General features: G+C 53.5%; 25 protein-coding genes and 2 pseudogenes. 6 read left to right on the forward strand and 21 right to left on the reverse strand.

The window, feature by feature from the left end; all coding sequences use genetic code 11:
- Positions 1-118 precede the first annotated feature (118 nt).
- Positions 119-2782, reverse strand: a complete 2664-nt coding sequence (gene mgtA, locus NTX59_09430) for a magnesium-translocating P-type ATPase (GenBank protein ID MCX5785898.1) — start codon at positions 2780-2782, stop codon at positions 119-121.
- A gap of 102 nt (positions 2783-2884) precedes the next feature.
- On the opposite strand from mgtA, the gene tilS reads away from it, so the two are divergent.
- On the forward strand, positions 2885-3628 hold the full coding sequence (tilS, locus tag NTX59_09435; protein MCX5785899.1) for a tRNA lysidine(34) synthetase TilS: 744 nt from the start codon (positions 2885-2887) through the stop codon (positions 3626-3628).
- Positions 3629-3668: 40 nt separating this feature from the next.
- Here tilS and NTX59_09440 read toward each other — a convergent pair whose 3' ends face one another.
- The gene (locus tag NTX59_09440) at positions 3669-4040 is read right to left on the reverse strand and encodes a response regulator (GenBank protein MCX5785900.1); all 372 of its coding nucleotides are present in this window, start codon (positions 4038-4040) and stop codon (positions 3669-3671) included.
- 365 nt (positions 4041-4405) lie between these two features.
- Between NTX59_09440 and NTX59_09445 the strand changes: the two genes are divergently transcribed.
- Both NTX59_09445 and NTX59_09450 read left to right on the forward strand, forming a co-directional pair.
- Positions 4406-5530: a hypothetical protein gene (locus tag NTX59_09445; protein MCX5785901.1), complete on the forward strand. Its 1125-nt coding sequence runs from the start codon at positions 4406-4408 to the stop codon at positions 5528-5530.
- Positions 5527-6321: an SDR family NAD(P)-dependent oxidoreductase gene (locus NTX59_09450; GenBank protein MCX5785902.1), complete on the forward strand. Its 795-nt coding sequence runs from the start codon at positions 5527-5529 to the stop codon at positions 6319-6321. The genes NTX59_09445 and NTX59_09450 overlap by 4 nt, the downstream gene beginning before the upstream one ends.
- A 419-nt stretch (positions 6322-6740) precedes the next feature.
- Here the strand turns inward: NTX59_09450 and NTX59_09455 are convergent, their stop codons facing one another.
- The 7 genes and pseudogenes from NTX59_09455 to NTX59_09485 all read right to left on the reverse strand — a co-directional run bounded on the left by NTX59_09455 (position 6741) and on the right by NTX59_09485 (position 10821).
- Complete coding sequence (locus tag NTX59_09455; GenBank protein ID MCX5785903.1) at positions 6741-7298, reverse strand: tetratricopeptide repeat protein; 558 nt, start codon at positions 7296-7298, stop codon at positions 6741-6743.
- A gap of 65 nt (positions 7299-7363) precedes the next feature.
- Positions 7364-7990: a hypothetical protein gene (locus NTX59_09460; protein ID MCX5785904.1), complete on the reverse strand. Its 627-nt coding sequence runs from the start codon at positions 7988-7990 to the stop codon at positions 7364-7366.
- Between the two features lie 433 nt (positions 7991-8423).
- Positions 8424-8774: pseudogene (locus NTX59_09465) on the reverse strand (FKBP-type peptidyl-prolyl cis-trans isomerase).
- 123 nt (positions 8775-8897) lie between these two features.
- Positions 8898-9170, reverse strand: a complete 273-nt coding sequence (locus tag NTX59_09470) for a hypothetical protein (protein MCX5785905.1) — start codon at positions 9168-9170, stop codon at positions 8898-8900.
- A 132-nt stretch (positions 9171-9302) separates the two neighbouring features.
- On the reverse strand, positions 9303-9815 hold the full coding sequence (locus tag NTX59_09475; protein MCX5785906.1) for a hypothetical protein: 513 nt from the start codon (positions 9813-9815) through the stop codon (positions 9303-9305).
- Positions 9816-9926: 111 nt separating this feature from the next.
- On the reverse strand, positions 9927-10511 hold the full coding sequence (locus NTX59_09480) for a flavodoxin family protein (protein MCX5785907.1): 585 nt from the start codon (positions 10509-10511) through the stop codon (positions 9927-9929).
- Positions 10512-10572: 61 nt separating this feature from the next.
- The gene (locus NTX59_09485) at positions 10573-10821 is read right to left on the reverse strand and encodes a hypothetical protein (protein MCX5785908.1); all 249 of its coding nucleotides are present in this window, start codon (positions 10819-10821) and stop codon (positions 10573-10575) included.
- Between the two features lie 307 nt (positions 10822-11128).
- On the opposite strand from NTX59_09485, the gene NTX59_09490 reads away from it, so the two are divergent.
- The gene (locus NTX59_09490; GenBank protein MCX5785909.1) at positions 11129-11947 is read left to right on the forward strand and encodes a pseudouridine synthase; all 819 of its coding nucleotides are present in this window, start codon (positions 11129-11131) and stop codon (positions 11945-11947) included.
- 42 nt (positions 11948-11989) lie between these two features.
- Here NTX59_09490 and proC read toward each other — a convergent pair whose 3' ends face one another.
- Both proC and NTX59_09500 read right to left on the reverse strand, forming a co-directional pair.
- Complete coding sequence (proC, locus tag NTX59_09495) at positions 11990-12829, reverse strand: pyrroline-5-carboxylate reductase (GenBank protein ID MCX5785910.1); 840 nt, start codon at positions 12827-12829, stop codon at positions 11990-11992.
- 98 nt (positions 12830-12927) lie between these two features.
- Positions 12928-13437, reverse strand: coding sequence for a lipocalin family protein (locus NTX59_09500; GenBank protein MCX5785911.1), 510 nt, complete (start codon positions 13435-13437; stop codon positions 12928-12930).
- 235 nt (positions 13438-13672) lie between these two features.
- On the opposite strand from NTX59_09500, the gene NTX59_09505 reads away from it, so the two are divergent.
- A complete protein-coding gene (locus tag NTX59_09505) occupies positions 13673-14224 on the forward strand; it encodes a hypothetical protein (protein ID MCX5785912.1) in 552 nt (183 codons plus the stop codon).
- Between the two features lie 114 nt (positions 14225-14338).
- Here NTX59_09505 and NTX59_09510 read toward each other — a convergent pair whose 3' ends face one another.
- The 3 genes from NTX59_09510 to NTX59_09520 form a co-directional block, all read right to left on the reverse strand.
- Positions 14339-15049, reverse strand: a complete 711-nt coding sequence (locus tag NTX59_09510; GenBank protein MCX5785913.1) for a hypothetical protein — start codon at positions 15047-15049, stop codon at positions 14339-14341.
- A gap of 128 nt (positions 15050-15177) precedes the next feature.
- Complete coding sequence (locus NTX59_09515) at positions 15178-15948, reverse strand: NAD(P)-dependent oxidoreductase (GenBank protein MCX5785914.1); 771 nt, start codon at positions 15946-15948, stop codon at positions 15178-15180.
- A 70-nt stretch (positions 15949-16018) separates the two neighbouring features.
- Positions 16019-16540 carry a nitroreductase family protein gene (locus tag NTX59_09520; GenBank protein MCX5785915.1) on the reverse strand — a complete coding sequence of 174 codons (522 nt, stop codon included), beginning with the start codon at positions 16538-16540 and terminating at the stop codon, positions 16019-16021.
- Between the two features lie 247 nt (positions 16541-16787).
- Here NTX59_09520 and NTX59_09525 point away from each other — a divergent pair, with 247 nt between their 5' ends.
- Complete coding sequence (locus NTX59_09525; GenBank protein MCX5785916.1) at positions 16788-17531, forward strand: DUF882 domain-containing protein; 744 nt, start codon at positions 16788-16790, stop codon at positions 17529-17531.
- A gap of 49 nt (positions 17532-17580) precedes the next feature.
- Here the strand turns inward: NTX59_09525 and NTX59_09530 are convergent, their stop codons facing one another.
- From NTX59_09530 to NTX59_09560, 7 genes and pseudogenes are all read right to left on the reverse strand, one after another.
- Positions 17581-18186: a hypothetical protein gene (locus NTX59_09530; protein MCX5785917.1), complete on the reverse strand. Its 606-nt coding sequence runs from the start codon at positions 18184-18186 to the stop codon at positions 17581-17583.
- Positions 18187-18240: 54 nt separating this feature from the next.
- Positions 18241-18672 (reverse strand): hypothetical protein, encoded by a 432-nt coding sequence (locus NTX59_09535; GenBank protein MCX5785918.1) that lies wholly within the window; start codon positions 18670-18672, stop codon positions 18241-18243.
- Between the two features lie 64 nt (positions 18673-18736).
- Entirely contained in the window at positions 18737-18997 is a 261-nt protein-coding gene (locus NTX59_09540; GenBank protein ID MCX5785919.1) for a cupin domain-containing protein, read from the reverse strand.
- A gap of 80 nt (positions 18998-19077) precedes the next feature.
- Positions 19078-19509, reverse strand: a pseudogene (locus NTX59_09545) (hypothetical protein).
- Between the two features lie 89 nt (positions 19510-19598).
- Positions 19599-20183 (reverse strand): zf-TFIIB domain-containing protein, encoded by a 585-nt coding sequence (locus NTX59_09550; GenBank protein MCX5785920.1) that lies wholly within the window; start codon positions 20181-20183, stop codon positions 19599-19601.
- Positions 20184-20380: 197 nt separating this feature from the next.
- The gene (locus NTX59_09555) at positions 20381-21175 is read right to left on the reverse strand and encodes an SUMF1/EgtB/PvdO family nonheme iron enzyme (GenBank protein MCX5785921.1); all 795 of its coding nucleotides are present in this window, start codon (positions 21173-21175) and stop codon (positions 20381-20383) included.
- 268 nt (positions 21176-21443) lie between these two features.
- On the reverse strand, positions 21444-22223 hold the full coding sequence (locus tag NTX59_09560) for a tyrosine-protein phosphatase (GenBank protein MCX5785922.1): 780 nt from the start codon (positions 22221-22223) through the stop codon (positions 21444-21446).
- Positions 22224-22232 lie beyond the last annotated feature (9 nt).

Genomic DNA, 22232 nt, shown 5'->3' on the forward strand with positions numbered 1-22232 from the left:
CAGAATTCAGAATGGCCCGCAAATAGGCAGCTAACAGCTTGATTCCGACTCTCAATTTCCATCGCTGACGCCCTCATTCTGACTACTGAATTCTGACTCCTGACTTCCTGGGTATTTCTCAGTCGTCTCCAAACTTTGAATAGAACCAGGTTTTAACCGAATGCGTGATAACAGTATAGCTTAAAAGGAAAAGCGCAAGCCACGCCCAGTAGCTTGCCGGCAGAGCGACAAAACCGAGGTAATCGGCAAAACGCGAATGAGGCAGGTAAATACCCACAGCCACCACGGAAAGCGTGGCGACGGTCATGGCAAGGCTCGCCCTGGATTGTATGAACGGCAGCCGCCTGGTCCTTATAACATGCACTATCAGCGTCTGCGTCAGCAGCGACTCCACGAACCAGCCGGTGTGGAATAATTTTTCAAGATAAACTTTTGTTCCAAGCGCGGTGCCGGCGGCTGAAAAAGCGGCGCAGTTATAGAAGTACAGCATGAGAAAGAAAGTAAGATAGTCAAAAATGGAACTTATCGGCCCTATAAAGAACATGAATTTGCGGATGTTCGAGATGTTCCATTTTCTGGGCGCTTTAAGGTACTCCGGGTCCACGCTGTCGGTGGGGATGCCCGCCTGCGAAAAATCATAGAGTAAATTATTTAACAGCACCTGGGCGGGCGCCATGGGCAGGAACGGCAGGAAATAGCTGGCGCCTATAACGCTGAACATATTGCCGAAATTCGAGCTGGCGCCCATCTTGATATACTTTGTGATATTTCCGAACACCTTGCGGCATTCAAGAACTCCCTGTTCCAGGACCAAAAGACTTTTTTCAAGCAGGATTATGTCGGCGGATTCCTTGGCTATATCCACCGCCGTGTCCACCGAAATCCCCACATCGGCCGCTTTCATGGCGGGCGCGTCGTTTATGCCGTCGCCCATAAACCCCACCACCCGGCCCTGGCGCCTGAGCGAGGAAATTATCTCCTCTTTCTGCGAGGGGGTGAGCCGCACAAAGACCTCTCCGGACGAAGCGGAGCGGTCGAACTCCTCCGGCGTAAAAGCGGCAAGCTGGGCCCCGGTAAAAAGCTTCTCCGTGGAAAGCCCCACATCCGCGCAGACTTTCCTGGTCACCAGTTCGTTGTCGCCGGTGAGTACTTTAACCGCCACGCCAAGCTCCGAGAGGGCCTTCAAAGCCGCGCTTGAAGTTTCCTTCGGAGGATCAAGAAAAGCTATGTAGCCAAGCAGGATAAGCCCCGTCTCGTCGGCCGTGGAAAAAACGGTTTTTGAAGTTTCAAATTCCCTGTAGGCGATAGCAAGCACCCTGTAGCCCTGCGAGCTGAGAGAGGCGTAGTCCTCCATCAGGTCGCTTGAGATCATCTCCTCCAGCTCAAAAACCTCGTCGTCAACCTGGTAGCGGGAGCAGGACTTGTAAACGTCATCCACCGCTCCCTTGGTTATTAAAACATGCTTGCCTTCGTATTCCACCACCACCGACATCCGTTTGCGGCTGAAATCAAAGGGTATTTCATCCACTTTTTTACAGGCCCGCTCAACATCCAGATCGCTGTGCGCGAGTACGGCCCGGTCAAGCAGATTTTTCAGGCCCGTCTGGTAAAAGCTGTTCATGTAGGCGTAGCGCAGCGTTTCCTCGTCTTTGCGCCCGGTCACATCCACATATTTTTCAAGTATGATGCGGTCCTGCGTCAGGGTGCCGGTCTTATCGGTGCATAAAACGTCCATGGCGCCGAAATTCTGTATGGCGGAAAGCTTTTTTATAATAACTTTCTTGCGGCTCATGGCCAAGGCGCCCTTGGAAAGGTTCACGGTTATTATCATGGGCAGCATTTCAGGCGTCAGGCCCACGGCCACTGCAAGGCCGAACAGCAAAGCCGAAATCCAGTCGCCCTTGGTGAAACCCACGATCAGAAACACCGCGCTCACCATCACAAGCATCAAGCGTATCATCAGCCAGGTAAATCCGTTCACGCCCTTGTCAAAGCCGGTCTCGCCGTGAGCGGCGGTGAGTTGTTTCGCCATCTTACCCAGGTAAGTGGCCCCTCCGGTGGCTATCACAAGCCCGCGCGCGTAGCCGCTCACCACATTGGCGCCCTGGAAGCACATGTTTTCAAGCTCAAAAACGGCTTTGCCGGCGGCGACTGAAACCGAGGCCGTTTTTTCAACCGGCATGGATTCGCCCGTCAAGGCCGACTGATTCAGGTAAAAATCCCGGGCGGAAAAAAGAATTAAATCAGCCGGGATGATGGAACCCACCTGAAGGACCACCACATCGCCGGGGACAAGGTCGTCAAGCGGGACTTCGGCTTCTTTGCCGTCCCTGAGAGCGGTGCAGGTGGTTTCTATTATGGCGCGCAAGTCCTCCATGGCTTTACCGGAGCGGGATTCCTGGAAATAGGAAAGCGCGACGCTCAGCACGATCATCCCCCCCACCACCACGGCGGAACGGATATCGCCCATAAAGAGAGAGACGGAGCAGATAACAAGCAGCTGGATTACAAGCGGATTTTTAAGGCGGTCGTAAATATCTCGGATAAAAGTTTTTTTGGGAGTCTGGCTCAGCTCGTTGGGGCCGTATTTTTCAAGCGCCGCATGCGCTACTGGACCGGACAAGCCGACCGCGGAAGAGCCGAACTCAGCCAAAAGCTTTTCCTGATCAAGCGAAGAAAGCCCTTTATATTTTTTTTCAAGCTCGGTAAATTCCCCGCCTATGACCTCGGCGGATTTATTGAACAGGTTTTTGGTTATAGCGTGGAAATTGAGTTTAAGCATAAGTCATATACATTTTATATATTTTCGCGCCGCAGAGGCGGGACAAAAAAAACACTTCCCCGCGTGCTCCACCGTCCACTGAAATTTAAGTATAATTTCCCTATGCACACGACGAAAACGGCCACACTCAGGCTTTGGGACAAGATAAACTCCCTTTCACGGCGTTACGGCCTCTTCAAAAAAGGGGATTCAATTCTGCTTGCCGTTTCGGGCGGGCCGGATTCCGTGGTTATGCTTGATTTTTTTGCCAAACACGCCCGCCGCGGGGGGATACGGCTTTGCGTAGCGCATCTGAACCACTGCCTGCGCGGCAGGGCGGCTGATGTCGACGAGAATTTCGTAAAAAAACTGGGGTTAAGCTACGGTCTTGAAACAGTAACGGCCAAAATAGACGTGCCCGGGCTCGCGAAAAAAACAAAACGGAGCGCCGAGCACGCAGCCCGGGAGGCCCGCTACGGTTTTCTGCTGAAAACAGCCTTGAAAAAGAAGTGTTCCATGGTGGCCACAGCCCATCACTCGGACGACCACGCCGAAACCGTTATGCTGAACCTGATGCGGGGCACGGAGCCGAAAGGGCTTCTGGGCATACCCATAAAAAGAAAAATGAGCGCGAAGGGCCGCAAAAGCGTTTTTGTAATAAGACCGATGCTCGCGGTAAACAGGAAGGAAATAATGGAGTACGCGCGGCTGAACCGCCTGCCATTCAGAAAAGACAAGACGAATGAAGACGAAAAGCACACCCGCAACTGGCTCAGGAAAACCCTTCTGCCCCTGATCGAGCGCAAACAGCCGCGCTTTCGTTCACGCCTGCTTGAACTTTCCGAAAAACTGTCAAAATTAATTTAACCCGAAAATTGCGATACCTGCCCCAAGCGGGTTAAGAGCCTTACAATTTCTTTATCTTGGAAGCGATATCGGACACGATGGCATCCAAGTCGTTGAAATCAACCGGCTTCGTGAGAATGACCGTATTCTGGGACAGGCCAAGAGCGGGGATCCTTGCTTTAGTGGTGCCGGTGATGACTATAAAGGGTATTTTCTGCAAAGGAGGATACAGCTCGATCATTGACTGCGCCACCTCCCCGCTCATTCCGGGCATATCTATATCGGAGATTATAAGGTCGGGGGTGTTTTTTATGGCCTCGTCCATGAGCGCTTGCCCGTCATAAACGCCGGTTACATTGTATCCCAGATCTCTCAGATGATCTAACAGCAGCTCCACTATGCTGGGATCATCGTCAGCCACCAGGATATTCATAAGATGCTTCTCCTCGTCTGTTTTATTCCGACTATACAGCCCATCCCCGCGCGATCCGGATCCCCCGCCGGCTTCCGGCTGGGAAACAAAGACAGCGCCGTTCTCGGCGCACAATATTGTCCAAAAACATCTTTGTTTGCTTTGCAGGTATACGGACAATTATATATATTTTTTACCGCGCGGGCAGTGTTCCCTTATCTTCAGCCTTAAGTTGCCGATAATCCCTGAAAGGGCGGAAACCGCCATGCGGTGTTCCTTAAGCAGTTTGGAACCGCAGATGCTCAATATGCCTGCCAGCTGAATTTGGGACAATCCGAAAAATGTGATAATATATTTTTAACCTCGTCTTCGGTCGGAGACAATTTATGGCGATCCGCATACAAGAAGTAAAAACAAAAAAAGATCTGAAAAAATTTATTTTATTTCCAGGAACCCTCTACAAAAACAATCCCTGCTGGGTGCCGGCTTTGTTCTTCGATGAGCTTGCCACCCTTGACCCCCAAAAAAACCCCGCGTTCGAATTTTGCAAAGCCGTTTATTTTCTAGCTTATGACGGCGACAAAATTGTCGGCAGGATCGCGGGAATAATCAATAACCGCTATATCGAGATCTGGAAAAACGCGTACGCGCGTTTTGGCTGGGTTGACTTCATAGACGACACCCGGGTATCCGCCGCGTTGTTCCAGGCCGTTGAAAACTGGTCAAAAGAACACGGAATGAAGGGCGTGCAGGGCCCCATGGGCTTCACTGATTTTGACAGGGAAGGTCTTCTTATAGAGGGCTTTGACCGGCTCGGCACGCTGCCCACGATCTACAACTTCCCCTATTATCCGGAACATATTGAAAAACTCGGGTACGCCAAAGAAGTGGACTGGATAGATTTTAAAATAACGCTGCCGAAAGAAATGCATCCAAAGATCATACGCATCGCGAATTTTGCGGAACGCAGACTCAAGCTTCACGTTATACACTTAAAAAAAGCGAAAGATCTTATGCCGTACGCAAAAGAGGTTTTCAAGCTCTTAAATGACGGTTATAAAGATCTTTTCGGTTTTGTCCCGCTGACCGATAAGCAGGTTGATGTGTACATCAAACAATATTTCTCGTTCGTAAACCCCGCATTTATCCAGTTGGTGGTTGACAAAGACAACAAACTTGCCGCGGTCGGCATTACCATGCCGTCGCTTTCAAAAGCGCTGCAGCGCGCGCAGGGCAAACTCCTTCCTTTTGGTTTTATCCATATACTTCGCGCGCTCAAAAAAAACGATACCGTTGATCTGTATCTCATTACCGTGCGGAAAGATCTGCAGGGGAAAGGGGTCAACGCTATTATTATGAGAGAAGCCCAACTGGCATACCTTAAACATGGCGTGACCACTCTTGACGCGGCGCCCGAACTTGAAACAAACACTAAAATACATGAACAATGGCAATACTTTGATCATATCATCGATAAAAAACGCCGCTGTTATACCAGGAGCATTCCGTGAACACAAAAAAATACGCGCTTATCACCGGCGGCTCGTCCGGATTAGGGTTTAGTTTTGCGGAGCAGCTCGCAAGTCGGGGATACACGCCTATTCTCGTCGCGCGCACCGAAGAAAAACTGCGACACGCCGTACAAAAGCTGCAGTCAAAAGGTTATGAGGCAGTTTGGTTCCGGGCGGATGTTACCTCAAAAGCCGACCTGCAATCTGTCGCAGCCCAGGTCACGACGCTCTGCGGGAATCTGGATTTTTTAATTTTAGACGCGGGCGTAGTACACGTCGGTCTTCTTGCGGATTATCAAAACATGGAAACGCTGAAAGAAGATATTGAAATAGATCTGATCGGAACCATGCTGTGCACGCGCATCTTTCTCCCTCTTCTCAAACAACAGAGCCGGATACTCATGATCTCATCCGCATTCGGTATTATCGGCGGCGCCGGATATGCTCCGTATTGCGCCGCAAAGGCGGGAATTATCAGGTTCGCTGAATGTATGCGCAGGGAATTATTGCCGAAGAAAATCGCCGTATATGTGGCGTGCCCCGCCGATATCGATACGCCTCAATATGCCCATGAACACGAAACATCGCCTGAGTGGCTTAAATCCGCATCGGGCAGAAAAAGTCTTTTATCCCCCGACATCGCCGCGGGCCGCATTCTTAAAAAATGCAAAGGCTCAGGGCAAATGATCATCATCAATCCTGAAATCGCGCTTCTCCATATACTGCTGAAAATACTTCCCGAATGTCTGGCGCAACTCGTAGGCGACCTTGCCATCCCCAAACCAAAATAACCCGCTTTGCCCGTTATAAAAGCCGGTGAAAAGGCCAGATAAACGTGAAAAACGAAGGGGGGGCGCCGGGGTTTGTTCGCGGGGGTTTTCCGGAAGGGTAATTTACCTTATACCCAAATAATTTCCTTAATAAGGGCCAGGCATGGGGTTGCTCTGGAGCCACATAGCGGATGGGAGGCTCCAACCAGTCGGTTGGAGGGAAACCACGGGAGGCCGTCTTAAAGCCATAGGCTCTGATACGGCACTTACACAGGTATTGGGTTTCCTACGTGGCGTAAGGGCGATCCCATGCTTGGCCCGCTCCCGACCAGGCCCCCGACTGTGCTACTACGCGGCCCCCACCCAAAACCATAAGTCCGACGTTACCTTATTGTAAAGAACTCCCAAGTAAACGGCGCCGGGCGGCGGGGATTATCTTTTTAGAAAAGCTTCCAGCCGTCTTTATGCCGCTTTTTTCCGGGAATTTCTTTTTCTAAGTCTTCAACCCGCCATTTGTTTTTCATCGACGGATCCAGTTTGACGGCTTCACGCGCCGCCTCCAGCGCCTTGCCGTATTCCCCCATTTCCTCGTAAATCTCGCTCAGCTTTTCAAGACAGAAAGCGTTAAGCGGGTCCTTAGCCAGCATATGTTCCAAAGCCGCGGCTTCGGAATGCCGGTGGTGCTTTTTTCCGGTTTTCGGCCGCCGGCGGCGGTATTGCCTGAGAAGCTTTTTTCTTACACCCCGGAAAGTAAATATGGCGGCAAGCATTGCCAGGTTAAAAACGGCAGTCGCTTTCGGCCAGCCCGGAAAGATCAGCCGGTTTAAAATATAGACAACGCTGAAAGTGACGCACCCCGCCAGAAAAGAGTGCGAGAAAGGCATGATTTGCCGGCGTGAGGCCCTCGCCTTTCTTTCCAGAATCCACATCAACGCTCCGGAAAAAGCTAAAGCGAAGAAAGAGCAGAATATTATTACGCCAATTGTCATCTCCGGCATGATCCATCCTATTACAGCATAATAAAAAGGCGACTGCAGGAACCGTTTCCCAAAAACCGGCGTCCCTATTTTTGCCGCCTGGTTTTATTCTGAAGGCGTGAAGCCGGCGTACCCGGCTTCGCTTTCGCGTCTGCGGAAAATTCGCCTAAAATGCGTTTAAGCGCGTCCGACTGGTCGGCTGTAAAAGAGCCGTTGTGTTTTTCAATAGCATGGATGTCTTCCATGTCCACTCTTACGGTAAGCCCGGCTGACACAGAAACAACAGTTATTTCCCCCGCCCCGACGCCATCTCCGCCGATTATCGGATGGTTGAACCAGACCGGGTCCATGAAAGGCTTGCCGCCGTTATAATAGCTCGAGATAAGCTTCGCGGCATCAGGCGCGGCGGGGTTTTTTTCGCGCATGAGGGCGGCAGTAGCCGCAAAATGCTCCTTGAGACCGCCCGAAGCGGAAGTTTTTGCGAAATACCATTGGTCGGGAAGCTTGAGCACATTTAAAAGGTATATCTCTTTAAGCAGGCGGATGGAATCCGTATGGGAGCGAAAGCCGGTAACGGCTGCCGGCGCGTTCCGGACCTTGAAAGCGCGGGGGTTCCACTCTTTGACCCCATACCAGAGAATAAAGGCCAGCGCAGCCGCGAAGGCCGCTAAAAGCTCTATTTCCCTCCGGTATTTATGAAATGTGGGGAACATAGCCAGAATTCTGCAGTTCAAGATAGTTTCCAATACTTGCGTAGGTGCCGTATCAGGGACGGTGTCCATCAGACGGCCAATACTTGCGTAGGAGGGGAAACCGCCATGCGGTGTCCCTTAAGCAGTTGGGAAGGGGTCGGCTACCCAAGCACGGTGTCCATCAGACGGTCATTGAGAAACACAGGGAACAGAAATACCGCAGGATTCCCCTCTTTGCGGGTCGCAAATCAAGCGCACTGCCCCGCTCTTTTGCACCTAGCTTAGCTTGACTGGCTAAACTTTGACATTCGGCGCCAGTTGCCGAAGCAAAAGGGCGGGGCGCAGCGCGCCGGCGCTCTGCGCCGGAAAGCCTTCAACTGAAGGGTTCAGGATAGCGATCAGACAATCACAGCCGTCCGCAAAAGCCGGCCACAGAGTTCCCCGCTATCTTTGCTCACTCCACGCCGAGAAGCTCCACCTCAAAATGCAGTTCCGCGTCAGGTGGAATTACGCTGCCCGCGCCCCTTTTCCCGTAACCGAGCGCCGAAGGGATAAAAAGCCTGCGTTTGCCGCCTATACGCATGCCGGAAACCCCCTCGTCCCAGCCCTTTATAACGCGGCCCTCTCCCAGCTTGAAGGTAAAAGGTTTACCGCGGTCCAGGGAACTGTCGAATTTTTTGCCGTCAGGGAACGTGCCGGTATAATGAACAGTAACATCTTTGCCGCTGACGGCCACGGCTCCATCCCCCACTTCCAGGTCCACATATTTCAGCCCTGACTTTAAAACCACTTCATTGTCCGCCATATGAAATCCTCCCCTGTAAATCCGCGTCAAAGTCTTACCGCACTTTATTCTACCAAAACAAAACCGCCGTATCTCCCCGGCGGTTCAGAACCTCACTTTTTAGTTAGCATTATGTCCCCAATTTTATAGCGGACTGCCGGAGATCAGCATTCCTGCCGCCACCTCGTCCTCTTTCACTCCGTGCAGCAGCAAGGCTATACAAGTACCGACCGAGGCTTTGACCCCCGCCGTGGTTTTTGCCCCCTCAATCAGCACTTCCGCACTGCAGGATTTCTTTTTCCCGGCTGTGGAAATAAAAAAAACCTTGTCCCCGGTAGTTACCGTGCCTGTCTCGATCATACCGGAAATAATAGTGCCGCGCCCTGAATCCTTAAAGATGTCCTCGCCAACCCGCATACTGAAGGCCGCCGCTTCAGCGCTTTTGTCCCCACAAAACAAATTTCCGAAAATACCCATAGCCCCTCCCCCGCCCGATCACTCCCGGCTACAAGGCGGCAGTTGCCGCCTTTTCCACTGGCACCCTCTCCCCTACTTGCTGCCGGCGAGTATCTGGTTTATGCGTTTCAGGCCCGCTTCGGCGTCGGCATTGGACGGATCGAGCTTTTTGGCGATGGTCAATTCCTCGCGCGCCTTTTTATAATCGGCATTCTGTAGATATTTCAGGCCTTCGAGGTAATGCTGCTGCGCGGGCGGGACTTTTACGCCCGTCCCCGCCTTCGGGCTCAGGCTGACCAGACACGACCGTGTGATCTGGTTGCCTTTGGGTATCCTTACGGCTGAAACGAGGCCGGTCACCAGATTTATATCCGTCATACTCCTTACCTCGTAGGCATCCTGCTGCATGTACACTCTCGGTATCGCCATCACTTCCACCAAGTCTTCTTTCAGGACGGTATCGGCCGGCAGGTCAGATCCGGCCACCAGCACATGTGTCTTTTCCTGCGATCGCGCGAGAGCGCGTTCCTTGGAAATAACCGCCCACCAACAGATGGCCGCGAGCAGTATTAAAATAACCGGAATTACCACGCCTTTTTTTCCCATAAATGACCTCCCCTTAAACTTTGACAAAAAAAACGACCAACGCCCCCCGGCCCTTAACAATACTGAATTTTAAAAACTATCCCCTTTTTTGACCCGGTACCGCCTTTTTCGTTACGGCAGTCCGTGCAGTTTGGAAAGCAGCCAGGCCATATTCTCGCCCAGCACCTTCATGGTCGTCATACCTTCCTTGTCGTTCTCCACTTCGCCGATGGCCCGCCCCACTCCCACGTTCCAGTAATTGGAACCGGGGATTATCATCTGGGCTATGGTAAAGAAATGGTTTATGGTGTCGAAAGCGTGCATGGCCCCGCCGCGCCTGACCGCCACCACCGCGGCGCCCGCTTTGCGCCTGAACAGCCCGCCGTTGGCCATGCTGACATAACCCGCCCGCTCAATAAGCGCCTTGGTATCGCTGCTCACATCCGCAAAATAGGTAGGAGAACCTATAAGGATGCCGGCTGAGGCGCACATCTTCTCCACATAACCGTTCAGTCCGTCGTCAGGCAGAACGCATTTTTTATCCTTGGTCTTAAAACATTCCATGCAGGCGTTGCAGCCGCGCAGCGGTTTGCCGGACAGTTGGATTAGTTCCGTTTCAAAACCCCGTACTTTCAGTTCCGCCAAAGCCGTATTCAGAAGTATGGCTGTATTCCCGTCCTTGCGCGCGCTCCCGTTAAAAGCCGTTATTTTTAGCATATTTTTCTCCTGTCAAAAAAACTTTCAAAAAAGCCTCCGCCATTAATGCCCGCACACACGCTCAGTTCATTTTGCGGATTTGGGAGCAGGCTATGGCGGCAAATACAGCGGGGACCAGCAGGTCGAGGAAATGCCAAACTCCCATGGACAACGTTACCAATTGGTTCGTTACCGCGATTCCGGCGTATAAGTAAACCGACCAGCGCCGCATTTTCCACAGGCCGATAACACTTACCATAGACGCAATGACGGAACAAGCCGTATACGGCGCATACCAGGCCCCTATCGCACGGGCTACATCTGAAAACATAATCGGCACGCTCAGTACCGCCCCGACAACCCCTATAACGCAAGCAACCGTAATTACAGTTGGCCGCGCCGTGTCCTCACCGGCGCCCCCATCCATACTTTGCCTAAAAGAAGGACTTTCTTCATTCATATAGCCGCCTCTCCCGCAACCCCGCTAAATTGCTGAACTATGCCCGCCCCGTACTTTTTCCTAAAAAGGTCCAAAGTGCGGGGCCCGTGCCTCGACAAGAATTGTTATTATATCGATAGTGGAATTATTTTACTACTTTCAGGCGAAGGAAGGACGGCGTTTCTCAGCAAAAAAACACATGGGTAAATACAACGATCCCGATTTCAATCCCAGGCTGGCCTGCCCCTGGCCCCGCCGGCTGCAGCTGTCTCATGTGCGCATGATCGCGCCGGACGAACTCAAAAACTGGGTGATCCATGACTCGGAGCATGTTATAGTCATCAACAAACCAGGGGACGTCGTATGCCACCCGTCCAAGGCGGGCCCGCGGTCCAGCCTCGTGGGCGCGGTGCGCGAGCACTCGGGCCTTGCCATGGCGCATCTGGCCTTCCGCCTGGACCGCGAGACGAGCGGCGTGGTGGTGTTCGCGAAAACTTCCGCTATGGCCGCACGCCTGCAAAAGGCAATGCGGCTGCGCCGGGTGGGCAAGGCTTACCTCGCCATCATGACAGGCGAGTTTTCGGAGCCGGTGACGGTCGATCAGCCTCTTGGCGACGACGAGAAGAGCCGGGTCCTTGCGAAATCAGCCGTACGCTCCGACGGCAAGGCCGCCGTCACGCACTTCACTCCGCTTTCCCATGGCGGCGGCTTCACGCTGGTCCGCGTGGTTACCGGGACCGGCCGCAAGCACCAGATAAGGGCCCACGCTCAATGGCTCGGGAAATGCATTGTCGGGGACAAGATCTACGGACCCGACGAGCGCTGCTTTCTGGATTTCCTGGACGACGGCTGGACCCCGGCACTCGCCGAGAAACTCCTTCTGCCCCGCCAGGCCCTGCATTGCTCCGAAATAGATATGAGAAAGGCGGGAATCGATCGCGTGTTCTCCGCCCCCATGCCTGCCGACATGCGCGCCTTCTGCGGGGCCCGCGGCATCGTCATCCCCGGGGGAATATAACCTCAGGCTCCTGCCGCCTTTTCCCCTGTCTGCCGCCGAAACTCACTTATCGTCTTTGAACAGCCTCGCGGCTCTTTCGTTCGAAGTCACTATTCCCGTTATCATGGCCGAGCTGAAACCGTGATGTTCCATTTCATTGAGGCCTTCTATGGTGCAGCCGCGCGGGGTGGTAACCTTGTCTATCTCGCTCTCCGGGTGGCCCTGCCGGTCCAGCAGCAGCGACGCCGCGCCCCTGGCGGTCTGGGCGGCCATAAAGAGAGCCTCTTCCGAGTGAAAACCTATCTGGGTGCCTCCCTGGGAGGCGGCGCGTATGGCGCGCAGGAAAAAAGCTATGCCGCAGCCCGTCAGCGCGGTGGCGGAAAGCATAAGGTCCTCGTTTATGACCAGCGTTTTCCCGAGCGCGTCAAAAATAGACTTTGCCCGGTCAAGCGCGGCCCGGCTCTCCGGAGCGGCGCAGAGGCAGGTCATGGCCTCGCGTATCGCTATGGCGGTATTGGTCATGGCCCTGACCAGGCTGACCTTTTTTTTCATCCAGCCCGCTATCTGCGCCGTGCTCACCCCGGAAACTATTGTGATCACTATGTGCCGCCGTCCGTTCAGCGCGGGGCTGATATCCTTTACCAGCGCTTCGGCCTGCTGGGGACCGACGGCCAGTATTATTATCTCCGCGCTTTTCACGGCGCCGCGGTTATCCGAACTGACGCTGAATTTCTCTCCGCGCAGACCCTCCAGAAGTTCGACGCGGCGGCGGGTAAGGATTATATCCTCCGGCCGAAAGCGCCCGGAAGCGGCCAGCCCCCTGGCAATGGCCGAGCCGATATTGCCGGCTCCGAGTATCGCTATTTTCCCGGCGCCGTTTTTAATTGTTTTATTTTGTTTCATATTTCTCCAGTTTGCGGCCTGTCAGGGCGAACCACGAAAGGCTCCTGCTGCCTTTTCCCCATCCTTTTTCCTTCCGGGAGAATAGGGGACACTGAGGATCATTTAAGAAAAATCAGCTTGTCCGTATCAAAACCCAATCCCCCGGCTTTTGAAACCAGCGTTTTAATTGTGGTGGAAGGCAGTTCCGGACTGCGCGCCAATATCCACAGGTAGGACCTGCTTGGGCCGGCAACAAGCGCGTACTGGTAGCCTTCCTTATCAAGCGCGATTATATGATAGCCGCCATAGAAAGGCCGGAAAAAGCTGACTTTAAGGCTGCCGGTAGTTTTGTTCCCGATGAAATAAGCCCTTCCTTCGGCCTCTTTCCATTTGTTTTTTCGCGGGTCGAAGCCTTTATTAAGGACCTTAACACCGCCGTCATCGCGCATAGAATATTCGGCGGTTACCTTAACAAGCCCGCGCTCGAAAGAATGGTCGAGCCTGGCTATCTCATGCCATGTGCCGAGATAGCGGCCCAGGTCAAAACCGCCCACCGGCTCGAGCCCCTTAGGCGCCGGCGCGCACGCCGGCAGGAGCGCCGCACATACCGCCAATAAATATTCCTTCATGCAGATATTCTACCACACCCCGGCCCAAAACAAAAATACCGGCCTCCCTGTCGGCTTAAAACAGGTGTCTGCCCCCGATTATGCGATTATTCCCCTTCGCCATCCGGTATGAATACGACAAAAAAACAGCTTTTCTTCCGCTGCCGACCTTCCCCCGTCCGTAATAGGTTAGGCCGATTATTTATATAATATCCATAGAGCTGTACGTTACATTTATGATACCGAGGTGACAACTATGGGTACGGCCAAGAAGTGTTATAACTGCTTGATGGAAGTGGACGGGGACGCGAAAGTCTGTCCCAGGTGCAACGCGCAGCTTGGCGCCAAGACGGCATCTTCTATCGCCGGGAAACCGGGCGCGCCTCTGCTGAAAAAACTATTTCTGGTCATTTTGATCGTCATACTCGTTAATATCGTCCATTCGTACTACTATAATTCAACTGAACCTTTGGTCACGGTCAGTACAGGCATAGGTAATGTTAAAGGCAATATTAAGGACAATGTTAAGGACGGGGTGACACAAAGGCTAAAGGACGGGGCGATACAAAGGATCAAAGAAAAAGGGGCGGGGACACTCAGCACTGTCGGGGTGGCCGATATCGGCTATCAGGATGATACCTTTTGCGTTTACGTGGACCAGCGGTTTAACAACCTCTCCCAGTCACAGCAGGCACAGCTGCTTGACATAGTGTCCGCCGAGTGGAAAAAAGCCATCGGAAAAGATTACACCGCGGTAAAAATTCTGGAATACGGCACGGCAAAAACGCTGGCCGAGCTGGTAGTTTAGCAAGCCCCAAAAAGCTCCTGCTGTCTTATAGCCGGAGTTCGCTATCCTGACCTTACCCCGCTATTCAGACCGGCCTATTCTACGCCTTTAACCCCGCTGACACTCAGAACCGGGCTATCCCCCTATAAATAGGCGCCCCTGTATGTTATACAGCTCGGAACCGTCTTTTTCGCGCCAAATTTCGGAATAGTCGAAATGCAGCCCGTTGACCTTGATGGTAGTAGTTATGTCGACCTTTTCATTGTAAGCCTCGTTAAGCGTGATCACGTTATTCTCATAGGAGCCGGACACCAGCCCGTCCTGGTCCAGCAGCTGCGTCCCCTTTTTAACGAACCGCGCCGGTTCCACATCAAGGGCCACCGCAGAACAGTCAAAATACCCGCCCTTGCGGAAAAGATAATCAGCCCCTTCCTCGAACTCCATACTCATGTCGCAGTGAGCTCCCGTGCTCGAGCCATGGTAAGTCCATTCGCCCCAGCCCAGCCATTTCCCGGCAAGACCCGCGTTGAATCGCTCTTGGCGGCTGCCGCCCACTATCGGCAGGTACTGCCCGGAGGGCAGTATATAGCCGGAACCGTTGTAAACCGCCGAAACGAACTGCCCGTTGGAGGCGTAGATGAACCCGCCGCCGGTAGGGATCACTACATACAACTTCCCGGTGCGCGGGTCCAGCAGCGTAACCGTGTTCCTGACCGGGGACGCCGCCGGAACCACGGGAACAGCGACCTGAGCGATATCGCCGCCCAATTGCGAAAGTGCCGGCGCCTGCGCGGACAGCGCGGACGGGAACATCGTGAAAGCGAAAAGAACCATTATCTTTTTCATAAAATCCCTTTCTATCTCTGAAATCTGAAATAAAATTTACCAGTTTTCCCTACCATTGTCAATTCAACCGCAAAACAAAACCGCCGGCAATTATCGAGTTATTGTGCAGCGTCCCCGATACCGATATCCTAAGGCCTGACACCTTTGCCTCTGACGTAATTTTCCGCATTGTCCTGCGGGGCGAACCCAAGTGTTTTTTTTGTTTCAGCAAGGTCGAATACATTATGAGTATTATTGCTTGTAACGAAGGCCGCGAGGAAACCGGCGTCCGCCTGGAGCGCTTTATCGAACGCCTGGACCAGGTCCCGCTTACTGCAGAATACGGCCCGCATATAATCGCCGCCGTACAACGCCGGATTATCCTGCGGTACTGTCCAGCCTATTCGCAGCGCGACGAACTGTATTCCGAAATACGACATATGTCTGCCCAGCGATTCTCCAAAAACTTTCGATTCCCCATAAAGGCAGATGGGGCTTGGGGGCATGTCCAGGGTTATCAGCTCTTTTGATGCGCCGTCGAGTATCCGCCCGATAGCCGCTTCATGATAGAAGTTGGAACTCGCATAGACGATTTTTTTTACCCCGGCGCGGCGCGCTTCCTCGAATACGCAGCTTGTGGCCTCGAAATTGTTGCGGTAGGTAGACTCCCTTGGGGCGTCGGGCCTGGGGTTCCCGGCCAGATGTATGACTGCGTCCAACCCGTCGAATGCTCCTTTGAGGCTGTTCTTATCGGCAAAATCGATCTGTGAAAAGGCGGCATCGCAGACAGGGTCGGATCGCCTTATATCGAACAGGCGCAGCTTATATTTTTCGCACAGCCCTTTTTGCAGTGTGGTCCCGATATTGCCGGCGGCGCCGGTTATTCCGACTTTTTTCACGCTCGTCAAAGGTTTACCCATTTTAATTATCCTTTCCGGAACAAGGGCCGGCTTGGCGCCAAAAAGGCGCCTGGCGCCTTTCAAGTTAATGTCACCAGTGGTTTTTATGAACCTGTATCGGGTTGTATTTATCTTTGGCCTGCGGTTTGCCCTCCGGTACGCCGAAAGGAATTAAATTCAGCGGAGTAATATGCTCCGGTATGCCCAGGATCTTTCTAACGGCGGCAACGCGCTCCGCCTCCGGGAATACCGCCGTCCAGACAGCGCCCAGCCCCATTGACTCGGCCGCCAGGAGTATATTCTCGGTAGCGGCGCTGCAATCCATCAGCCAGTACAAAGAATTCTCCCCGCCGTACTGCCGCCGCATATCGCCGGTGACAACTATTGCCGCGGCGGCCTGCGCCGTCATTTTTGCGTACGGCAGGTTTTTGGCTAACTGCCTGAGCAGGGTTTTATCGGTGACTATTATAAAATCCCAGGGCCGCGTATCCACGGCGCTTGGCGCGGCCATTCCGGCCTTTACCAGTTCCGTCAACTGCGTCTCGCTGACCGGAGCGCCCGTAAAAATACGCACGCTCTTACGTATCATTATGTTTTTTAATGCTTCGTTCATGATCATCACCTCCAACCGCTCTTGAGACATACGGGACGCCGCTTATTTTCTTACTTATTCTAAAGCAAGCACCTGGCTTAAGTATTTTACCAAATAGACTCTTTTCGCGGAGGTCCCTTGTTTTTCGGGTTTAAAAGCCGGGAATTTTTTTGAGGCCGGTTAAAAGGCTGCCGCTTTTTTCCCTGTTTTCAAAGTAAATCCACAAAGCAGCCTGACACCTTTTGTTACTTTGGTAGAATAATGTTACATGAGACGTTCCATCGCTTTTGCAGTTGCTATCTTTCTGCTGTTTTACGCGGCGTCAAAGGGGTGCGCCGCGCCGGACAAAGAAATTGGCGCGGCTGAACTTATAGAGCAGTTTACCTCCATGCTCGACTCTGTGCCCGAGCCGCCTGCGGTAAGCGAAGCCGAAGTGATAGAACTTGAAGACGGCGATCCGGAAACCTATATATTCATAAGCAGGGCAAAGCTGCACCCGCCGAAACCGGTGAACCTCGGAGGCGACGGCTGCCTCGCCTTAAGCCGCCCGAATAGCGGCGAACAAATAAGCTCCTGCTACCGCAACAGAGACGGCACTTATAATCAGAATGAACTTGATAAAATAAGCCGGATCATGCGCTGCAGACTTACCGGCGAGGAGACCCGGATTTCCATAAAGCTTATAGAAATACTGGACGCTATTGAGGACCGGTTCGGAAAGCGGGGGCTTACTCTTTTAAGCGGCTACCGCACGCCGGCGCTGAACAGCCGGACCCACGGAGCGGCGCGCTGGAGTCTGCATATGCTGGGATGGGCGGCCGATATAAGGGTTCCAGGGTACAGTCCCGCCAAGGTGGCGGCACACGCAAGAAAAATGCGCGCAGGGGGCGTCGGGTACTATCCGGATGTCGCTTTTGTCCACCTGGACGCGGGATATCCCAGGCACTGGGTAGTCCGGCGCCCTTCCAATACTCGCGCTGACAATAAACCGTCAGCCGTTCCCTCAAAATAGCCGAAAATCCAGTATAAAAGGTACCTGGTACCTTTTCCCCTTTCCCCCGTCAGTATCCTTGATCCAGTTTCTTTATAAATTGGGACATTTTCTGGTCCGTTGCATCCGGCGGCGGCATATCGGGCACAACCGGCTCCGGTTTGGCGATCTCGATCCGCTCCAGTGTGGGAGAGAACCAGCCCGTTGAGTAGCGCAGTGTGACGCTCAGCCTGGATTTACGATAGCCAAGGTAAATACTGGTGTAGAGCTGGTCTCCGGTCAGGGTTACCGCCCCCTGCGGGCGACAGGACTGCAGCGGGCCCTGGTCCGAAGGCAATTCGGTAAAAAGCTGCGAGCGCGGTATCTCAACGAACGGCGTGCCGCCTTTTTTCGCAAGCCAGGTTATAGTGTCCGCTATACGAAATTCGCGCGTCACGGTCTTACGGGCTATGGGTTTTGACGCGGCGGCGAAATCGCCTTTGAGCAGGTTCGCGCAGATCTCATCCCGGCGCAGCGCTTTATCCAACCCCTTCCCCCCGCCGTTCAACTGGCGCGCCTGATACAACGGCGAGAACATACTGGAGATGACACTGACACCCAAAATGAGCACCAAGACAGCCGCCAAAACAGCCGCAATACAACCTAAGACTTTTAGTAAAAAAGTTAATTTTGGCATATCATGATACCACCTGTTCAATTATTATGAAAAAGGCTCCTGCCTCCTTTTCCCCTATTCCTTACCGGTGACTGCGGTCTTTAACCGGGATTTCTCAGCGCGCCTGCGCAGAAAGGCTCCTATGGAAATAGCCAATAAAAGCGAAGGAACCGCGCCCGCCAGCCACATCATGACGGTAAAGAATTTGGAGTTGGTGGAACTATAGCTTAACGCTTTAAACAAAAAACCAAAAAAGGTCGAAGGCAAAAGCAGAAAACCGGGGCCGCCGCACCACCGGCCCGCTAATATCCCCGGAACAAAACACGCCGCGAACATCAGCCCCGCCTCCCCCAAAAACACATAACTAGAACTAGCCCAGGCATCGGACCCCCATAAGACCTTACCCATAAAATCGCTGACCAACCCGCACCCCAAATAAAGAATCGGCGGCACGACCAGGCTGATAAGAAGTGCCACCCCCCACCGCCGCTTGCGATCCATTGCCATAGAACCTGCCCCTTTTACCATGAAAACTTGAGGTTCCAAATTGGCGCCTCAAGTTTCAGGATGTTCAACCGAACTTATAATGTTTCCTGACGGCTTTCCTGATGTTCCAGACGCATTCCAGACCTTCCGGGAATATCACGTAATCCCCGCCCTTAAAGGAGACCTCGTCCTTCCCGGCCTTAACGGTAATTTCGCCTTCAAGTATAAGGCAGGTCTCCTTTTCACTATAGCTCCACGGAAAAGAAGAAACCTCCTTCTCCCAGACCGGCCACCCCGAAGCCTCTTTCCTCTCGCTCTCAGTAGGTTTCCTGACCTCTATCTTCATATCCCCTCCAAATCATCCGTATTCCGCCCCATAAAACCGGTGTCTGTCCCCGGTTTCCCCCCGCAGGCGGGGGACGCATCCAGCTTGAACCGGATCCGCAGCACGCCGTCCGCGAAGCCGGTTGAAATTATCCTGAAACAGCCCAGTTCGCCGGTTGAGTCCGCGTGCGGGCCTATGCATAGGCAGGCATCGTAATCCCCGATGCGTATAACGCGCAGCTTGTCCCCAGCCGCCCCCTCGGGCAGACGGCCCAGGTCCAGCCCAGCCTCGGCTTCGCTTCTGGCGATGAACTCCTCCCGCACGGGCATGGCGGCTTTTATGGCCTCGTTCACCCGCCGCTCTATCTCTATTTTCTCCTCCGCGGTCAGATCCCGCTGAAAGCGGTAGTCGCATTTGGATTTCTTCTTCTCTATGTGCGAACTGAACGCCCGCCCGCACCCCAGTACGCGCACTACTGTCTGGTTCAGCAGATGTTCCGCCGTATGCATCCTGAGATCCGAATAATCTTTCATATCACACTAATATTCTACCAAACCGCCCAAAACAAAAACCGCCGTTATTCCCGGCGGTTTTATCAAGCCGAATTAAATATATTGCCCCCTTAATTCCGGTTCAGGCCGAAAATACCGCCGGCGAAAAACAGGACGCTGGCAACGAACAAACCCACGGACGGCGCATGCGACACTGCAGTCGCCGGGCTGAAATAAAGGTACATTTCGAAACTTACGCCAATGAGCCCCAGTATAGCGCCGGCCGCGGAGACAAGCTTTATCAGCGCGGATTTAACGTCCCACGCCGGCGGCGCGACCGGGGCCGCGGCGGGCCTGGACACCGTCACTTCGGCGGTCCCCCCGGAAAGGCCAAGCAGTTTCCTTACTAGATCCAGTTCGTGCGAATCCAGCCAGACACCGCCGCAGGACTGACATCTGTCCACCAATAAGAGCGGATTCACCAGGCCTCCGCGCGACATCCTGTTTTTGCAGCGGGGGCATACGAGGCCCTCGGCCTTGGGGTTAATAAGAGTAAAGTCCGCCGAGTTCCAACCCTGCGATTGTTTAAGAAAGGCTTCAAGTTCGCCCTTGTCGAACCAGATCCCGGAGCAGCCCGGGCATACGTCGAGCGGGATATTTCCCAGGGCAGGGGTCTCAACCAGCGCCTCAGAAGAACATTTTGGACAATTGATCATATAGTTCTCACCGATCTCCTTTTATAAGTTTCAGGCTCGGCCCAACCGTCTAAAAAGCCCGGCCGCATTATATTTTAACTTTTAATAACCCCGCGGCGTGTTAAAGAGTGTGATTTCCGTTGCGTTAGTTTTTGCCTATGAGATGTGTTATTTTCAGGATTTAACCCCAAAAGGCTCTTGCTGCCTTGTCCTATAATCTACCTGGCAAGGCGGAACCCGATATCGGCGCGGCGGCTATCCGGGCCGGCGGTATCGCGGTTATCGGCCCGCAGCCTGAAGTCAACGATGGAAAAGGCGCCGCCACGAATTATCCTCGCGTTACACGTACCTTCCCCTCCCCGTACGGAGCACGCACCTTCATACGCGCCGCCGTTTACGGGTGCGTCGTCATATGAATCCTTATACACATCCTGCACCCACTGCTCGACATTCCCCGACATATCGCATAACCCCTGCGCCGTATTGCCCTTGGGCTTGGAACAAACCGCCATAGTGCCGCTCGTATCTATCACGGCCAGATCACTGGCAGGGGCCTCGTTGCCCCAGGGGTATTTCTGCTCCCTGCCGCCGCTGGTAGCCGCGTATTCCCATTCAGCCTCGCTGGGCAGCCTGGCATCCATGAACTTGGCATACCGATCCGCCTGATCCCAGTCCACGCAGTTTATCGGATGGTTCTGCCTGCCGGTTTTTCCCCAGTTGCAATCGCTGAGCGCGTCCGGAGCCGTGCACCTGCCTTTAACAACGCACTTGGCGTATTGCCCTACTGTCACCGGAGTTTTGGACATCTGGAACGTTTCAATGGTTACCGTATGAGCAGGCTTCGCGTCATAAAAGTCATTAGTGCCCATCGTGAACCTGCCGCCGGGAATGGAAACCCATTCTACTTGCTGAGCCGGCTTATGGGCGGATTTCTTCTGCGGTCCGGCGCAGTACCCCGCCGGGGACATCAGTGCTGAGATTATAACCGCCACTGCGATATGCCGTGCTTTCATAATATCTCCGGACGCCTGAAAAAATTTACAAAACATTCCCTCCCGCTATAATACAATACTTGCGTAGGTGCCGTCTCAGGCACGGTGTGCATCAGACGGCCAATACTTGCCCCGCTCTTTTGGATTTGCATTGGAACCAAAAGGGCGGGGCTTGCGTAGGAGGGGAAACCGCCATGCGGTGTCCCCTCAGCCGTTGGGAAAGGGTGGAAACCGCCATGCGGTGTCACTTAAACAGTTGAGCAAAAAAGGTACCAGGTACCTTTGCCCCTTATCTCCCTCCTATCATACCGGACGGGCGCGACCGGAGGCATTTATATTTTTCATCGGCCCCCGGGGGAAGTTTCGGCTCGGTATTGCATACGGAGCTGTCAATTTTATTCAGGGTGAGCGCCCCGGAGGAGATCAATTCGGCCATTCTTAAATACATCGGAGTAAGCCCGGCACGGATAGCCTTGACCACCGATTCCGGCTTCTGCGGGTCGCCGGCCTCGTAACCGTTCCCGCACATTTCCTGGTCGAAAGCTTTGTCTTTATCCCAGCCTTCGGCCAACATCCGGTAAAGCCCGGCCAGATAACCGGTGCGGTCTTCTCCAACGGTACAGTGGAAGAAGATAGTCCTTCGCGGAATACCGGAGATAGTCAGGAGTTCGTTCAGTGCCTCTATCGTCTTCTCGCAATTTAGTTTGAACGGCCCCATGTCCTTCCAGGGGAATTCGACCTGGTGCAGGCGACCGGGAAAGTAGTAGCCCGCGGCGGCCAACCCGGCCTTTTCCCGCTTCACATCCGCGTCGCTTTCCTTGAATATCAGCACATCGGTGACGCCATAATTCTTCAGCTGGCTTATCTCTTCCGGTAACGGCGCATTGCCGCGCAGTATCGCGCCGGAAGGGCCAGTGGAGACGACATGAACATTCGGGATGTTTATCCCGGGCACTTCGGAAGGGAGTGAAGATCTTATGACCGCGCAGTTCCCTTCGTTACACAGCGCCGCCGACACAATAAAAAGAACCGTCCAGACAGTCTTTCTTATCACGGAACATTCACTCATAGCCAGCCT

This window comes from Elusimicrobiota bacterium (genome assembly GCA_026388155.1).
Lineage (GTDB): Bacteria > Elusimicrobiota > Elusimicrobia > Elusimicrobiales > UBA9959 > UBA9634.

What these genes read in the sequence shown, in the direction of transcription:
- mgtA (MCX5785898.1), bottom strand. Translation starts at nt 2,782, where the DNA reads ATGCTTAAACTCAATTTCCACGCTATAACCAAAAACCTGTTCAATAAA.
- tilS (MCX5785899.1), top strand. Translation starts at nt 2,885, where the DNA reads ATGCACACGACGAAAACGGCCACACTCAGGCTTTGGGACAAGATAAAC.
- NTX59_09440 (MCX5785900.1), bottom strand. Translation starts at nt 4,040, where the DNA reads ATGAATATCCTGGTGGCTGACGATGATCCCAGCATAGTGGAGCTGCTG.
- NTX59_09445 (MCX5785901.1), top strand. Translation starts at nt 4,406, where the DNA reads ATGGCGATCCGCATACAAGAAGTAAAAACAAAAAAAGATCTGAAAAAA.
- NTX59_09455 (MCX5785903.1), bottom strand. Translation starts at nt 7,298, where the DNA reads ATGCCGGAGATGACAATTGGCGTAATAATATTCTGCTCTTTCTTCGCT.
- NTX59_09460 (MCX5785904.1), bottom strand. Translation starts at nt 7,990, where the DNA reads ATGTTCCCCACATTTCATAAATACCGGAGGGAAATAGAGCTTTTAGCG.
- NTX59_09470 (MCX5785905.1), bottom strand. Translation starts at nt 9,170, where the DNA reads ATGCGGGTTGGCGAGGACATCTTTAAGGATTCAGGGCGCGGCACTATT.
- NTX59_09475 (MCX5785906.1), bottom strand. Translation starts at nt 9,815, where the DNA reads ATGGGAAAAAAAGGCGTGGTAATTCCGGTTATTTTAATACTGCTCGCG.
- NTX59_09480 (MCX5785907.1), bottom strand. Translation starts at nt 10,511, where the DNA reads ATGCTAAAAATAACGGCTTTTAACGGGAGCGCGCGCAAGGACGGGAAT.
- NTX59_09485 (MCX5785908.1), bottom strand. Translation starts at nt 10,821, where the DNA reads ATGTTTTCAGATGTAGCCCGTGCGATAGGGGCCTGGTATGCGCCGTAT.
- NTX59_09490 (MCX5785909.1), top strand. Translation starts at nt 11,129, where the DNA reads ATGGGTAAATACAACGATCCCGATTTCAATCCCAGGCTGGCCTGCCCC.
- proC (MCX5785910.1), bottom strand. Translation starts at nt 12,829, where the DNA reads ATGAAACAAAATAAAACAATTAAAAACGGCGCCGGGAAAATAGCGATA.
- NTX59_09500 (MCX5785911.1), bottom strand. Translation starts at nt 13,437, where the DNA reads ATGAAGGAATATTTATTGGCGGTATGTGCGGCGCTCCTGCCGGCGTGC.
- NTX59_09505 (MCX5785912.1), top strand. Translation starts at nt 13,673, where the DNA reads ATGGGTACGGCCAAGAAGTGTTATAACTGCTTGATGGAAGTGGACGGG.
- NTX59_09510 (MCX5785913.1), bottom strand. Translation starts at nt 15,049, where the DNA reads ATGAAAAAGATAATGGTTCTTTTCGCTTTCACGATGTTCCCGTCCGCG.
- NTX59_09515 (MCX5785914.1), bottom strand. Translation starts at nt 15,948, where the DNA reads ATGGGTAAACCTTTGACGAGCGTGAAAAAAGTCGGAATAACCGGCGCC.
- NTX59_09520 (MCX5785915.1), bottom strand. Translation starts at nt 16,540, where the DNA reads ATGAACGAAGCATTAAAAAACATAATGATACGTAAGAGCGTGCGTATT.
- NTX59_09525 (MCX5785916.1), top strand. Translation starts at nt 16,788, where the DNA reads ATGAGACGTTCCATCGCTTTTGCAGTTGCTATCTTTCTGCTGTTTTAC.
- NTX59_09530 (MCX5785917.1), bottom strand. Translation starts at nt 18,186, where the DNA reads ATGCCAAAATTAACTTTTTTACTAAAAGTCTTAGGTTGTATTGCGGCT.
- NTX59_09535 (MCX5785918.1), bottom strand. Translation starts at nt 18,672, where the DNA reads ATGGCAATGGATCGCAAGCGGCGGTGGGGGGTGGCACTTCTTATCAGC.
- NTX59_09540 (MCX5785919.1), bottom strand. Translation starts at nt 18,997, where the DNA reads ATGAAGATAGAGGTCAGGAAACCTACTGAGAGCGAGAGGAAAGAGGCT.
- NTX59_09550 (MCX5785920.1), bottom strand. Translation starts at nt 20,183, where the DNA reads ATGATCAATTGTCCAAAATGTTCTTCTGAGGCGCTGGTTGAGACCCCT.
- NTX59_09555 (MCX5785921.1), bottom strand. Translation starts at nt 21,175, where the DNA reads ATGAAAGCACGGCATATCGCAGTGGCGGTTATAATCTCAGCACTGATG.
- NTX59_09560 (MCX5785922.1), bottom strand. Translation starts at nt 22,223, where the DNA reads ATGAGTGAATGTTCCGTGATAAGAAAGACTGTCTGGACGGTTCTTTTT.